Here is a 14,958-nt window from a genome sequence, read left to right as displayed (position 1 = left end):
CTACTTAAAGTCAGCCGCACATTTTTAAATTAGGTTTTTGAATTACGTGCTATGGTGCAGTTATTGCGACATTATCAAGTCGATAAACTGCTCCATCACCCGTTCCCCAAGCAGGGAAAACCATAATCACATCAATTTCACTAACATCTAAGCCAGCATCAAATAGGTCTAAAAGTGTATAAGTGTAGGTTTGCCACTCGCCAACAACTGGTGCAGCGCCTTCTTGGCTAGCGGTTAAATCCAATTCAACCGCACTTGCTGTATCACCTGATTCAATTTTAAATTTCCATACTGAACCAGCATCATTTGGCGCACTAACAACTTTCATATCAAATTTCACTACACCATTTTGTAATAATGAACTTGCATCGAAATAAACACCGTCATTGGCTAAGAAGCCCATTACCGTTGGTGAGGCGCCAATAACAAACTCTGCAACCATACCGTGGTCAGCATCATCTTCTTCTTCGGTGGGAGTTGAACCAGCACAGCAATCCCAAATCGGCCATTCGGCATTTTGTGCATTGTCGTATAAGGTTAAACCTTGCGGAGCTGGTACGCTGCTTGGATCAAAGATCATCACATTATCAAGGCGATATACAGCACCTTCTCCTGTTCCCCACGCTGGGAAAACCATAACAACGTCGATAGAACTTAGGTCTAACCCAGCATCAAATAAGCTTTCAAGCGAATAAGTATAGGTTTGCCATTGACCAACAACTGGCGCAACACCTTCCTGACTTGCTGTTAGATCTAGTTCAACAGCAGACGCAGTATCACCTGCTTCAATTTTGAATTTCCATACCGCACTAGCATCGTTTGGCGCATTTATCACTTTCATTTCAAACTGGATAACGCCAGTGCTTAACAAGCTTGATGCATCTAAATAAACATCATCATCAGCTAATAAGCCCATCACGGTCGGTGCAGCACCAATAACAAATTCTGCCGTCATGCCATGCTCAGTATCATCATTTTCTAAGGTCGGCGTCGAACCACCACAACAATCCCAAATGCTCCATTGCTCTTTCACATCGTCAGCAAATAGCACATGACCATTAAAGTCTGTAGAAGCATTGGGATCATACATTTTAACGTTATCAACACGATAAACAGCGCCTTCACCTGTGCCCCATGCTGGGAATATCATCAATACGTCGATAGCACTCGCGTCTAAACCAGCATTGGCTAAATCGGCTAAATTGAATGTATATGTTTGCCATTGGTCGACTACTGGCACCACACCTTCAACACTGTCTGATAACGGTAACTCAACCGCTGTTTCGGCATTATCCGCTTCAATTTTGAATAACCAAGTCGCGCTAGCATCGTTTGGCATAGTGACAACTTTCATATCAAATTGCACAACACCATTGGCTAAGATCCCTGTCGCATCAAATGGCGCAGGCGAATCGGTATTGCCTTCTCGAGAAATAAAGCCCATCACAGTAGGGTCAGCGCCTATACTAAATTGCGCTACTGCACCGTGTTCAGCATCATCTGTTTCTACTGTAGGTGTTGAGCCACCACAGCAATCCCACATAGGCCAACTTGCATTTTCTGCATCTTCAAATATGGTCACCTGTGGCGAAGCAACTGCATCACCTGCAATAGTTAAGTTAGTAACCTGATAAACCGCGCCTTCACCCGTTCCCCATGCAGGGAAAATCATAACAACATCAATAGCACTTAAATCTAAGCCCGCATCAGCTAGTGTTTTCAAAGGAAAAGTATGTGTTTGCCAAGTACCTGTTTCGGGCGCAGCACCTTCTGTACTATTAGTTAAAGGCATTTCTACCGCAGTGGTGCCTTCTTGACTTTCAACTTTTATTAACCAAGTTGAATCAGCGTTGCTTGGCGCGGTGACAACTTTCATGTCAAACTTTAATGTGCCTGTGTCAATTAATGGTGAAGCATCAAATGGAGATGGTTGTCCTGCTGGATCATCAATAAAAGCTTCTCGAGAAATAAAGCCCATTACTGTTGGTTCCGCACCAACAACAAATTCAACTACGTCGCCTTTTTCAGCATCATTAACTATGCCCGGAGTTGAACCACCACAACAGTCCCACGCTGGCCAATTTGGATTAATAGTGCCAGAGAAAATTGTTAAGTTTTGAGGGATACCAGTAGATGGCGGCGATGGAATTGGCGCTTTACCTTCAACCATAGCATCATCAAAACTATCGTATCCTGGGCGAACAGTTTCACAGCCTCTACCTGTTAAGGTATCTTGCTGACATTGATACACACGCACATAATCAACAATATAAGAGTTACCATTTTCAAAAGCACTAGCATCAATACCAGTATCATTTACTGATGCAGGCCAATTACCTCCAACAGCAAAATTTAACAATAAATGGAATCGTTGATCAAAAGGAGCATTTTCCCATTGCGTTTCAAGCTCACCCGAAACAATATTGAAGTTCTCTGTAAACCAACCACGATGAGATAAACCAACGGCTTCGTCTTTGCTGTTATAACGTACAGTCGATTTACGCTGTGTAGCATACAAGTAATCATCAACGTACCAACGAATCTCTCCTTCTTGCCACTCTATTGCATACGTATGGAAATCATCAGCGGGGTTAATATCGTCAGGTAATAAGTATGATTGCCCTGAGAAACTATTATCTGGCCATTCTTTACCATAATGTAAAGTGCCATAAACATTAGCTTCGCTACCACCTTCATTGGTGCCAGCTTTTAAGTTAACCGCCTCAATAATATCGATTTCACCAGATCGCGGCCAACCACCATACACTTCATCGGTAGGTAACATCCAAAAAGCCGGCCATGCACCCTGCCCCGCAGGTAATTTTGCACGCATTTCAAAACGACCATAAGTCCAACTTTGGCTGCCTTTAGTATTAAGACGGGCAGATGTATAAGGTTTAGCAGAGCCCTCCGCTGCAGGTAAGGCAACAATATTCAACATGCCATCGGCAACAAAAGAGTTCTCTGGTGAGTCGGTATAACATTGCTCTTCTTGGTTACCTCCGCCATCACAATTAACTTCATGCGTCCATTTGTTAGCATCAATAGAAGAACCGTCAAATTCATCACTCCACACCAGTTGCCAGTCAGTCACCGGCAGTTGTGGATCTACGGCATCAACTTTTGTTTCAGTTTCTACACTACCACCACCACAACCTATTAAAGTTGCTGTGGAAAGCAACGCAATTAACTGTGTAATATTCTTTGCAGCTTTTATCATAATTTATGTTCCAGTTACCCAACTATTTTAATGTGCTAACAAAACGCTTTGATTTTAATATTATTTAATACGAGTTTATTGAGCACTATAGTTTAGTAGCCATATCGAAATATTTACTAAAACGACAGACTACCCCCTGAAATAATACTGGTTTAAATTACAAATAGTTACAATTGAAATGCGCTATGGTGGGTGCTAGATGCGGTATTGGCGGTTTTTAATGAAATAACAAGATAAGGCGAGTTAATAATACGACAAGTGGTTAAATTTGCTTCGCTTCAACAATTTTTTGAATATCTGAACTGAAGTTTCGACTCACTTTTAACTGTACTTCATCACCCAATTCAAGAATGCTTTCACTGTTTCGTAATGGTTTAATACTCTTAATACAATGAATGTTAACTAGCGTGGATTTATGAATACGAGAAAATATTTTTGGATCTAACTGGCTCTCTAGTTTTTTCATGGTAATTCGTACTATATGTGTTTCATCATGAGTATGAACACACATGTAGTCACCGGCCGCGTCAATCCATCTGATATCTTTTATTGGCAAAAATACTTTTTCATTGTCATTGTTTTTAATCACTAATTCCTGAATAAAAGGACTCGGTAGTGGTAAGTCAGATTCAAGCCAATCTTCAAGTTCAGAGATAGCAATACCGGAACTTTCGCCGAGCGCGCGTAATAGCTTAAATTTTTCTTTACCGGAATCGACAGGCTCAACTCGTTGTAAAATACGTTCTACTGTTTTTTGTAAACGCCCCAAGTTTGCCGGTTTCATAACATAATCAATGGCGTTTAATTCAAATGCATCTAAGGCATATTCACCATAAGCGCTGACAAAAACCACCATAGGAAGAATATCAGATTGCAATGCTTGTACCACTTCAATGCCATTAAGCCCTGGTAACCGTAAGTCTAAAAATAACACGTCAGGCGATAAGGTTTGGCATAACTGTATAGCTTGGTCACCATCACTCGCCTCGGCAATCACTTCTATTTCAGGAATTTTCTCTAACCTTAAACGCAAACCTTCTAGGGCTAGAGGTTCATCATCAACAATTAAGGCTGTCAGTGGTTTATTAATCATTTATCTAGTTACTTCTCAAATGGAATAGAAATCGAGACCATAGTTCCACCGTCTTTTGTATTAGTAATATCGACATGATAATCACCGCCAAACATGGCATTCAATCGTGCTTTAGTGTTGCTCATGCCAATACCAAAGCCATCACTTACTTTTACTGGTGTCTCTTGACCATTATCAGCGACTTGAATGACTAAGCGCTCAGTAACTTGCTTAGCAATAATGCGTATTATGCCGCCAGACTTTCTCAGCTCTATCGCATATTTAATGGCATTTTCTACTAGTGGTTGCAACAACATACTCGGTACTTGGCAACTTAATACACTTTCACCTACATCAATTTCAACACTAAGACGATTAGCAAATCTAACTTTCTCTATTGATAAATATAGATCAATTAATTCAAGTTCTCTTTGCAAAGTTGTTTTACTTTTATCATTTTTATCAAGCGAGTAGCGAAAAAACTCACACAGCTTATCAATCATCTCATTGGCAGTGTCATTTTCGTTTTTGTAAATGAGAGTCGAAATGGCATTCATAGTATTAAACATAAAATGCGGATTAAGCTGGTAACGTAACATTTGAAGTTGTGCGTCTTTAGCGGCCGTTTGTGCCCGCAATAACATTTCATGCTCACGTTGTAGCTTAGTGTTATAAAGCATAATGAAGTAAATAGAGGTCCACACAAACATGGTGGTTAAAGAAAAGAGCAACCAGCCACCAAATTCAAGCATGTCCCATGCTTCATTCCATTGCTGTTGATAAACCAAAACTTTATACGAGCTCAGTTTTATCACATTAAAGATAAACCCTAAACTCGCTGCTGAAACGAAGCTTAATACTAAAGTTTTCTTTAAGGGCAAGTGGACAATTTTTCGTATCATTTGCCACTGTAAATAAGACAAGAGAAAACCACTGAGTGTTTCAACAACAAGATTAATAAGTTGCCCAGAGAGGTTAAAACTCTCTTGCCCTATTTGCGGACGAATAATGGCAATAAAAACTACAACCGAATAACCAAGCCAACCGGCAATTTGCAAAGTCCAAAATTGGTGACTTTGCTTAGAAAACGCTTGTGGCTCTAATTCAAGTGTACTTTCAGTAGTGGCTGCTTCCATAGATTTCGCTTCAAGTCACACGGTAAACTTACAGTTATTAATCATTAAGATATAACAAATACTATGAAACGAACAACAAATGCGACAACATGAGATTAAGTTGCGATGACATGGTACGCGAGCTCAACGACTACTACCATTTAACTATAGAGAGCTTATGATAAGCAACTGTTCTTATTGCCTAGCTTGGTAATAATTAAAATATAACTTTATCACTTTAAAGTTCAGTCAGAGGAAATTCCGAATAAATAAAAAGGCACAAACATTGTGCCTAATAAAATAAAAAACTACTTGCGACTAAAACTAATCGTTAAGCGATTTTTTTTACATCTTCTTGGCTATCAAGATATTCATCTAAAGAGCCATGAAAATTCACCAATTTCTTATCTTTAATATCAATAATGCGGCTAGCCAAACTTGAAACAAACTCACGATCATGACTAACAAATATCAAGGTACCTTCAAAGTCTTTTAATGCATTGTTTAGTGCATCAATGGCTTCAATATCCATATGGTTAGTCGGCTCATCCATTATCAATACGTTGACATCACCCATCATTAACATGCCAAATAACAAGCGGTTTTTCTCTCCACCTGAACAGTTGCGTGCTTTTTTGTTGGCATCGTCATCAGTAAATAACATGCGGCCTAACATACCACGAACACTTAAATCGTTGTGGCAAGGTCTACGCCATTGTGACATCCATTCCATTAACGTTAAGTCGTTATCGAAAAAGTGACCACTGTCTTGTGGGCAATAACCAATAGAGGCATTTTCAGACCACTTAACCACACCGTCTGAGTGCTCTAGCTCATTCATTAAACAACGTAAGAATGTGGTTTTACCGACACCATTCTCACCAATAATCGCTAATTTAGCTCCTGCTTCTAGCAATAATTCACCTTTTTCAAATAATACTTCACCATCAAAACCATGGCTTAAGTTCTCAAGCTCTAATGCTTGGCGATGCATTTTTTTACCCGGTGCGAAAGCAATTTTGGGTGTGATACGGCTTGATGCTTTAACTTCATCAAGCTTAATTTTATCCATTTTTTTAGCACGTGAACTTGCTTGCTTTGCTTTTGAAGCATTAGCACCAAAGCGGTTTACAAAATCTTGTAGTTCAGCAATTTCCTCTGCTTTTTTGGTGTTGCCTGCTAATAATTGCTCACGAAGCAATGAAGATTGTTGTAAAAAGAACTCGTAATTTCCTGGGTATATGCGCAATTCGCCATAATCAATATCAGCCATGTGAGTACAAACAGCGTTTAAAAAGTGTCTGTCATGAGAAATAATTATCATGGTGCACTTACGTTTATTCAACTCACCTTCTAACCAGTTAATCGTATGAATATCCAAGTTGTTGGTGGGTTCATCAAGTAACAAAATATCAGGGTTTGCAAACAGCGCTTGAGCAAGCAATACACGTAACTTCCAACCTGGTGCAACTTGTTGCATTGAACCGTAATGAAGCGACTCTTCAATACCAGCATCAAGTAGTATCTCTCCAGCGCGACTTTCTGCTGTATAACCGTCCATTTCAGCAAACTCGCTTTCTAATTCGCCTGCGCGCATACCGTCTTCTTCCGACATTTCAGCTTGAGCATAGATAGCGTCACGTTCTTGCTTTACTTTCCATAATGGCATATCACCCATGATCACGGTATCAATAACATTGAATTCTTCAAAAGCGAATTGGTCTTGACCTAAGGTACTAACCTTGTTGCCCGTACTGACTGAAACATTACCTGAGCTTGGTGCAAGTTCGCCGCTGAGTATCTTCATAAATGTAGATTTCCCACAGCCATTTGCGCCAATTAAGCCATAGCGGTTGCCATTGCCAAATTTAGCTGAAATGTTTTCAAATAAAGGCTCAGCGCCAAATTGCATGGTAATGTTTGATGTAGTGATCAATGAAGTCTTCCTATATTCCGTTAACTAAAAATCATTAACTATTAATCGCTAACGGATAGCTTAAAATGGGTAGTTAATACTGTAAATTTTGTTAGTTAAGTAATCCGAATAAAACTCAAAATAACTCAACCAGCTTAATAAGGCCGCGCATTATACAGCAATAAAATCTTGACCCCCATCTAAAATTCGCATTTAAATGATTATTTTCTAATCAACATGCAGTTTGTTGGCTTTTTCACAAAAAAGATATTTAGCTTTTTAGAGAGTCGTAATGTAAATTTACTAGCAACATAATATCTGCTGCGAGCTATTAGGTCGTCATTGAAATGTCACAAGACATCTTGGAAATTCTAAAAATTGAAGGGCAAAAACAACTAATTTCTTGAAGTTAATAATCTTTACATCAAGATTTTTTCTTACATAGAGGGAGGAGAAGTAGCAGAACTACTGCTACTTTATTACTATTTAAATAAAGCTACCACTTCATTTCACCTTTATGTACTTTGGCGCCAATATTTAATGCAATTGGCAATTGCGCATCTGGGTATTTCGTCGTCATTTCATTAATCAGTACTTGGCTATTTTTACTATTATCTCGAGCACTTTCAAAATGTTGTAAATAACGTTTTGTAAAAGAAATATTACCTGCATTTAATGCTGTCCCTTTTTTCATATGCCCTGGCACCACAATTTGGGGTGATAAACTTGCCATTTCATTTAGTTGAAGTAGCCAAGCATCCCATACTGCTTGCTGTTGCACATCCGCAGTCCACACATGTAAATCACCAAATACAGCTACATTACCCACTATCGCCTGTTTTGAAGGGATCCATAAATACGGTCGGTGTGCTAACAAACCTGTTGTGCCCTTTATTTCAATTTCGTAACCATCAACCGTAAAAGAACTTTTGTTATATGCAGTAGGAATTATCGGGGTTTTCGGTGCATTAACTGCCATTTTTGGCACCCAATAAGCTAACTTTCCAGACAATTTCTTTTCAATTACCTTTCGTACCCTTGGTGTTGCTATTACACGTGCATCAGGGAAAACTTGTTGTAGTGTTTCAGCACCAAAATAATAATCAGGGTCGGCTTGGCTAATAAAAATCGTCGTTAATTTTTTTCCTGAATCTAAAACATTAGCAGCAATACGCAGAGCATCAGCTCTAGTAAAACCAGCATCAATCACTGCTGCTTCATTCTCACCATAAATCAATGTTGAATTTACATGGAAGCTATTACTGTCAGCGTTGTATATCTTTAATGATAGTGGTGTTTCGTCTGCTGCATAACTAGCGCTGGTGAAAGCCAGCGCCGCAATAAAGAGTTTAAATATATTCATTTTAAATAACCTACCTATTTCAAAAAAGTGTCTCAAAGTCGGCAGCAAGTTTAATGAATTGACTAGAACGGATATATAACTAAAAATAAGCAACATTATTTCATAATTCGAACATATAAAAATGGACAGAGTAACTGCAGCACAAGTTTTTATCGACGTAACCCGCTCAGGCAGCTTTACTGCCACCGCTGAACGTTTAAATATGTCACGACCTATGGTTACCCGCTATGTCGAAGCAATGGAGAGCTGGTTCGGGGTGCGTTTACTACATAGAACCACCAGAAAAATAGCCTTAACGACAATTGGCGAACAGTGTTTACAAGAAATAGAACCTTGGTTCGATAGTGCTGAACAACTTGTTGCTAACATCAATTCAGCCAATGAATTAGCCGGCACAATTAAAGTTGCAGCAAGCATGTCATTTGCTCATGCGCAACTCATGCCAGCCATTAGTAGGTTTTTACACCTACACCCGAAAGTCAATATTGATATTGAATTACAAGACAACACCATTGATCTTGTTAAACACCGCATTGACCTTGCTATACGCATTGCAGCAAATCCAGAGCCTTCATTAATAGGGAAGCCAATTGCAGTGTGTCGTTCTGTCATGGTTGCGAATAAGGGCTACTTAAAAACTATGCCTGAAATTGAGAAGCCAGAAGATCTCACTAAGCATCACTGCTTAAGTTACAGCAACTTTGAACGTCAGGTTTGGCATTTAAGCCAAGGTCAGCAGCATAAATCTATTGCCATAAATTGCCGTTTATCTGCCAATGAGGCAACAGCGCTATTTCAAGCAACACAAGCTGGTGCTGGCGTTTCCATTTTACCTACTTATTTAGCTCGTGCGGCTATAACAAAAGGTGATCTCGTTGAAATATTACCGCAATGGCAAGTTAATAAAATGAACATTTATGCCTTATATTCATCGCGAAAATATTTAGCCCCTGCTGTACGGGCATTAATCGATTTTCTATCGGAGTACTTTCAATCGCATTTATGGGATAGTTAATATTACTACGTCGGTACTAATCGAAAAATACCTTTGCCATCAATACCAATATAAATATAGCCGTCAGGTCCTTGTTTGATATTTCGCACCCGCGTTAAATCATCAAGAATAATCTCAGCTTTTTGTACTTTATTACCTTCGAGCGTCAGCATCACAATTTGACCAAATTTGAGCGAACCAACCAAAATATTTCCTTTCAGGTTAGGATATTTATTGCTAGTAACAAAAGTCATCCCAGACGGCGCAATAGATGGATCCCAATACCATAATGGTTGCTCCATTCCTTGCTTTTCTGTTAAATCGGTAAACTTAGAACCAGAGTAATTAATACCGTAACTAACAGTTGGCCAGCCATAATTTTTGCCTTTACTAATTAAGTTAACTTCGTCACCACCTCGAGGCCCATGTTCATGACTCCAAATTTCACCTGTTAACGGGTGTTTAGCCATACCTTGTGGATTACGATGCCCATATGAATATATCGCTTTTTTTGCATTATCATTTTTTACGAATGGGTTATCAGTAGGAATTTTACCATCATCGTGTAGACGATAAATTTTTCCACCATCACGGCTGATATCTTGCGGGTTAATATCTCGCTGCCCCCTATCGCCTATTGAAAAGTATAAATAACCTTGATTATCAAAAACGATGCGACTTCCAAAATGTTGTCCTTTGCCACTATAGGCTTGAGCGATATAAATATCTTCTTGATTTGTTAGTGTTGAGTCGCTGAGTTTAGCGCGCATAATTGCCGTACTCTTCTTTCCTCGGCTAGCAGCTTTTGCGTACGATAAATATAGCCAACCATTTTCAGCATAATTAGGGTGCACAGAAACATCGAGTAAACCACCTTGGCCACCGCTGGCTATTTTCGGTAAGCCTGAAATAGTTTCACCAACACGCAGTCCTTTTTTAATAAATTTTAATTGGCCGCCTCGCATAGTAACTAACATATCTCCATTGGGTAACCAAGCCATGCCCCATGGAATGCCAGAATCGGCAACAAACAGCTCGATTTCTAGTGGTTGAATATTGTTAATTTGCTCGGATTGCGTCAGATTTGTTACTTCAACTGCGTGAACGTTACTGAGACTCAGCAGCATAAAAATAGCGAAAATCGCCATTCTGACCGCTTTAAGTGGTGCATTAAACGTCACGTTGTAAGCAGTAGATATCATTAATGACTGGGGTTTTATTGACGATAAAATTGACATATTAAATTCGCTTATGAAGATAACTTTCAACATCATAAGCGATTTAACGCTGTTTAACAGGTATTAACGCCAATTTTAGAAGTGATTTATGCCTTTTTTACAAACTTTGCCGTCACCATCATTTCGCCAACACCATCTACCTTACAATCTAGTTCGTGATCTTTTTTATCCATTACACGCCTAACCAAAGCTTTAGTGCCTATTTTGATCACTTGCGAGCTCGCTTTAATTTTCAAATCTTTAACAACAGTCACTTTATCGCCATCACTAAGTAAGGCACCATTGGCATCTTTTACGGTTATAGTTTCTTCCGCTGCAATTTCAATAGGATCCCATTCGTAGCTACATTCAGGGCAAATAAGTAACGATTGATCCTGATAAACATACTCTGAGTCACATTTCGGGCAATTTGGTAAAGTGTTTGACATTTCATTTGGCTGTTCAAGTTAGGTTAGGCGTATTTTAACAAGCAATTTAGCTAAATAAAATGCTAGCAAAAATCTAAACAACAGAGGCTAAATTTACAACCAATTGCACAGTTAAATTTCAATGTAAATATGCCCTGCCATAAGGGCCATAATTATTTTATTAAAATATAAATTTAGTAATTGTTATCAACAACAAATTTCGCCATGCTATTAACTCTTTTTTCCAACGATAACCAAGGAATGTTTATTTGTGAGCTATCCAACTTTTCTTAATAACTACTTTGCCAAACAATCAGGTTATTTCTCTAACATTCGAAAACTTGTTATTACCTGCGCAATTTTTCCGTTTTTAACTCATGCTAGTATTGCCGATGAAAACTTCTCTCAGTGTAAAACCAATTTAGTTGAACGAGCTAAAAAGGCTGGGTTTTCAACTTATATTACTGAATCGGTTATCGATAATATTTCCCCAATAAAACGCGTGGTCAGCTTAGATAAAAAGCAGCCTGAATTTACGCAAACCTTCGAGCAATATATTAACGCCCGAGTGACCAGTTACCACGTTCGTGTCGGTCGAGAAAAGCTTAAAGAACACAAAGCGTTGTTTGATAAGCTAGAAGAAAGATACGGTATTCCTCGTCAATATTTAGTGTCATTTTGGGGCTTAGAAACTGTTTTCGGTAAACACAAAGGTAAAATGTCGGTACTTAACTCACTCGCTACATTAGCCTGTGATCAACGTCGTAGTGAGTTTTTTACTCTTGAGCTATTAAACTTATTTACCCTTATAGAAAGTAAGCAAGTGGCCGTAGAACAGCTGCAAGGCTCTTGGGCCGGCGCTATGGGCCATATGCAATTTATGCCAACAGCATTTTTAAAATATGCAGTTGATGGTGATAATGACGGTAAAGTTGACATTTGGAAGAGTGAAGTTGACGCATTGACGACCGCAGCTAACTATTTACAGCAAATAGGCTGGCAAGCTAAAGAACGCTGGGGAAGAGAAGTAAAATTACCTGAGAACTTCGCTTTTGAAAAAGTTGCCTTCGACAAATATTACCCGCTAGCACACTATAAGCAGCTAGGCATTATTCAAACCAGTAAAAAAGCGTTATCGAATTACGATATTCAAGCTGAACTCTACCTGCCCTCAGGACATAAAGGGCCGGCATTTCTCCTGTATCCTAATTTTAATGTCATCATGACTTGGAATTTATCGAAAAGCTACGCGTTATCAGTGGGAATATTGGCGAATAAATTAGTTGGAGCTCAAGGAATAAAGTTCGCTAATAGCCAAAAAAATCAAATAAGTCGCTACAGTGTTGCAGAAATGAAAGTATTACAAAGTCAGCTAAACTCGCTAGGGTTCGATACCGGTGAGCCTGACGGTATTTGGGGCCCGAAAAGTAGAAATGCCATTCGTTTATTTCAATTACAACAAGACTTGATAGCTGACGGTTACCCCAATAAGGAAGTTTTCACAGCAATGAAATCATCATTCAGTAAAGTAAAATCAACTTTATCGTATAGCCATAGCAAAAGTTGATAAATGAAATCTCAACACACCATTAACGATATAAAAATATAAGAGAGAGTTTTGTGTCATCTGTTTTTACCAGTAAGTTAGCCAATGTAGAAACCAGCATTTTTACTGAAATGTCGATGTTGGCAAATCAACACCAGGCCATTAATTTGTCTCAAGGTTTCCCGGAATTTGATACTCCTGAGTTTTTAAAAGATAAAATAAACCAAGCCATTAGTGAAGGCAAAAACCAGTATTCACCATCTAATGGATTACCTGAGCTACTAATACAAATAGCACAAATGATTCATCGACAGTATCAAGCGCAGTTAACTGATGAGCAAAAACTTGATGGCTTAAATAACATCACTATCACCTCTGGTGCTACTGAAGCACTATGGGTAGCCATTCAAACGCTTGTGCGCCCGAATGATGAAGTAATTATTTTTGATCCTGCTTACGACTCATACGAGCCTGCAGTTGAGTTAGCTGGAGGTACCTGTCGCCACATCACACTTGATGCACCGAATTACGCGATAAACTGGACGCTTGTAGAAGAAAATATTACTGAAAAAACACGCGCTATTATTGTTAATAGCCCACACAACCCGACCGGTTCTATTCTCAGCGAAGAAGATCTAAACGTCTTAGAAAATTTAGCTAAAAAGCATGATTTGTATGTTATCAGCGACGAAGTATACGAACATATGACTTTCGATGGTTTACGCCACGAAAGCGTATTGCGTTATCCTGAGTTATTTAAACGTGCATTTGTGGTATCAAGTTTTGGTAAAACCTTTCATTGTACTGGCTGGAAAATGGGCTATTGTGCTGCACCTGATGAGCTAATGGCGGAATTTAGAAAAATTCACCAATACGTTACCTTTTGTTCCTTCACTCCAGCGCAAATCGGCATTGCTGAAATGTTAAAGCAGCAACCAGAGCATATCACTGAACTTTCGGGGTTTTATCAGCAAAAAAGAGATGTATTGGTTAAGGCATTAGCAGGTTCACGCTTCACATTGTTACCATCAAAAGGGACTTATTTTTTACTGCTCGATTACTCTGCAATTTCTGAACTCAATGATCGAGAGTTTTGTCATTGGTTAACTGCAGAGCTTGGTGTTGCGGCTATTCCACTTAGTCCTTTATATCCGGAAAGTGAAAGATCAACATATCAGCAAAACAATAAAGTTATCAGGCTTTGTTTTGCCAAAAATGACGACACTCTATTAAAGGCAGCAGCATTATTATGTCAACTTTAACTATAGCCGCCGTACAACACGATATTCAATGGCTGGATCAAAAAGCAAATATCAGCCAGCTTGAACAGCAAGTTGAAAATTACTTTAAAGAAAATGATTCGGTTGATTTATTGCTATTGTCAGAAACCTTTTCAACCGGATTTTGCATTAATAACAAAGAGGTACAAGAACCTGAAAACGGCGGCAATGCACTCGTTTGGCTAAAGAAAATAGCGCAGCAGTACAATTGTGTAGTTGCCGGTAGCGTATTAGTGAGCCAAAACGATAAGAAAGTAAATCGCTTTTATTGGGTATTTGCCGATGGCAGCGTTGAGCACTACGATAAACGTCACCTATTTCGTTTAGGTAATGAACAAAACTATGTTGAACAAGGTTGTGAGAGAAAAATAATCACTATCAACGGCATAAAAATACTACCACTGGTTTGTTATGATTTACGCTTTCCTGTGTGGTCTCGAAATCGCCAAGATTATGATCTCATGGTAAATGTTGCAAATTGGCCGGCAGCACGTCGTCACATATGGGATACGTTATTAAAAGCACGGGCAATGGAAAACCAAGCTTATGTGGTTGGGGTAAACCGTATTGGTAATGACGGTAACAGTGTTGCGCATTCTGGCGGCAGTGCAATCATTGATTTTTGTGGTGAGCTGATAACTGCTGCGCCAGACAATCAAGAACAAATAATTAGCGCCAAACTCGACTTTAGTAAACTTAAAAAGTTTAAAAATGATTTCCCTGCATTTTTAGATGCAGATGAATTTGAACTAAGTGATATATAGGATGCTAGAAGACAGTTAATATGATAAATACTAACGACAAAAGT

11 protein-coding genes are annotated in these 14,958 nt (G+C 38.9%); 4 read left to right on the top strand and 7 right to left on the bottom strand.

Going from position 1 to position 14,958, the window contains the following annotated elements; genetic code table 11:
- Positions 1-49: 49 nt before the first annotated feature.
- The 5 genes from AC27E9_RS11415 to AC27E9_RS11395 form a co-directional block, all read right to left on the bottom strand.
- Positions 50-3,220, bottom strand: coding sequence for a family 16 glycosylhydrolase (locus AC27E9_RS11415; RefSeq protein WP_487130268.1), 3,171 nt, complete (start codon positions 3,218-3,220; stop codon positions 50-52).
- A gap of 262 nt (positions 3,221-3,482) precedes the next feature.
- Positions 3,483-4,313, bottom strand: a complete 831-nt coding sequence (locus tag AC27E9_RS11410; RefSeq protein ID WP_487130266.1) for a LytR/AlgR family response regulator transcription factor — start codon at positions 4,311-4,313, stop codon at positions 3,483-3,485.
- Positions 4,314-4,321: 8 nt separating this feature from the next.
- A complete protein-coding gene (locus AC27E9_RS11405; RefSeq protein ID WP_487130264.1) occupies positions 4,322-5,428 on the bottom strand; it encodes a sensor histidine kinase in 1,107 nt (368 codons plus the stop codon).
- Positions 5,429-5,738: 310 nt separating this feature from the next.
- Positions 5,739-7,343, bottom strand: coding sequence for an ABC-F family ATPase (locus tag AC27E9_RS11400; RefSeq protein ID WP_487130262.1), 1,605 nt, complete (start codon positions 7,341-7,343; stop codon positions 5,739-5,741).
- Positions 7,344-7,818: 475 nt separating this feature from the next.
- On the bottom strand, positions 7,819-8,685 hold the full coding sequence (locus tag AC27E9_RS11395; RefSeq protein WP_487130260.1) for an MBL fold metallo-hydrolase: 867 nt from the start codon (positions 8,683-8,685) through the stop codon (positions 7,819-7,821).
- Positions 8,686-8,806: 121 nt separating this feature from the next.
- Between AC27E9_RS11395 and AC27E9_RS11390 the strand changes: the two genes are divergently transcribed.
- Positions 8,807-9,700 carry a LysR family transcriptional regulator gene (locus AC27E9_RS11390; protein WP_487130258.1) on the top strand — a complete coding sequence of 298 codons (894 nt, stop codon included), beginning with the start codon at positions 8,807-8,809 and terminating at the stop codon, positions 9,698-9,700.
- A 5-nt stretch (positions 9,701-9,705) separates the two neighbouring features.
- Here the strand turns inward: AC27E9_RS11390 and AC27E9_RS11385 are convergent, their stop codons facing one another.
- Positions 9,706-10,827, bottom strand: coding sequence for a PQQ-dependent sugar dehydrogenase (locus tag AC27E9_RS11385; RefSeq protein ID WP_487130740.1), 1,122 nt, complete (start codon positions 10,825-10,827; stop codon positions 9,706-9,708).
- A gap of 176 nt (positions 10,828-11,003) precedes the next feature.
- Entirely contained in the window at positions 11,004-11,345 is a 342-nt protein-coding gene (locus tag AC27E9_RS11380; RefSeq protein WP_487130257.1) for a zinc ribbon domain-containing protein YjdM, read from the bottom strand.
- Between the two features lie 250 nt (positions 11,346-11,595).
- Between AC27E9_RS11380 and AC27E9_RS11375 the strand changes: the two genes are divergently transcribed.
- The 3 genes from AC27E9_RS11375 to AC27E9_RS11365 all read left to right on the top strand — a co-directional run bounded on the left by AC27E9_RS11375 (position 11,596) and on the right by AC27E9_RS11365 (position 14,914).
- On the top strand, positions 11,596-12,891 hold the full coding sequence (locus tag AC27E9_RS11375) for a lytic murein transglycosylase (RefSeq protein WP_487130255.1): 1,296 nt from the start codon (positions 11,596-11,598) through the stop codon (positions 12,889-12,891).
- Positions 12,892-13,001: 110 nt separating this feature from the next.
- On the top strand, positions 13,002-14,132 hold the full coding sequence (locus AC27E9_RS11370; protein ID WP_487130739.1) for a methionine aminotransferase: 1,131 nt from the start codon (positions 13,002-13,004) through the stop codon (positions 14,130-14,132).
- Positions 14,120-14,914: an amidohydrolase gene (locus AC27E9_RS11365; RefSeq protein WP_487130253.1), complete on the top strand. Its 795-nt coding sequence runs from the start codon at positions 14,120-14,122 to the stop codon at positions 14,912-14,914. The genes AC27E9_RS11370 and AC27E9_RS11365 overlap by 13 nt, the downstream gene beginning before the upstream one ends.
- The last annotated feature ends 44 nt before the right edge of the window (positions 14,915-14,958 follow it).

This window comes from Colwellia meonggei (assembly GCF_057537295.1).
The sequence above is the reverse complement of the archived record's forward strand: the minus strand, read 5'-3'. Positions and strand labels throughout refer to the sequence as shown.

Bases quoted from the DNA above. Each gene is read 5' to 3' on its own strand.
- AC27E9_RS11415 (WP_487130268.1), bottom strand. From the start codon at position 3,220: ATGATAAAAGCTGCAAAGAATATTACACAGTTAATTGCGTTGCTTTCC.
- AC27E9_RS11410 (WP_487130266.1), bottom strand. From the start codon at position 4,313: ATGATTAATAAACCACTGACAGCCTTAATTGTTGATGATGAACCTCTA.
- AC27E9_RS11405 (WP_487130264.1), bottom strand. From the start codon at position 5,428: ATGGAAGCAGCCACTACTGAAAGTACACTTGAATTAGAGCCACAAGCG.
- AC27E9_RS11395 (WP_487130260.1), bottom strand. From the start codon at position 8,685: ATGAATATATTTAAACTCTTTATTGCGGCGCTGGCTTTCACCAGCGCT.
- AC27E9_RS11390 (WP_487130258.1), top strand. From the start codon at position 8,807: ATGGACAGAGTAACTGCAGCACAAGTTTTTATCGACGTAACCCGCTCA.
- AC27E9_RS11385 (WP_487130740.1), bottom strand. From the start codon at position 10,827: ATGGCGATTTTCGCTATTTTTATGCTGCTGAGTCTCAGTAACGTTCAC.
- AC27E9_RS11380 (WP_487130257.1), bottom strand. From the start codon at position 11,345: ATGTCAAACACTTTACCAAATTGCCCGAAATGTGACTCAGAGTATGTT.
- AC27E9_RS11370 (WP_487130739.1), top strand. From the start codon at position 13,002: ATGTCGATGTTGGCAAATCAACACCAGGCCATTAATTTGTCTCAAGGT.
- AC27E9_RS11365 (WP_487130253.1), top strand. From the start codon at position 14,120: ATGTCAACTTTAACTATAGCCGCCGTACAACACGATATTCAATGGCTG.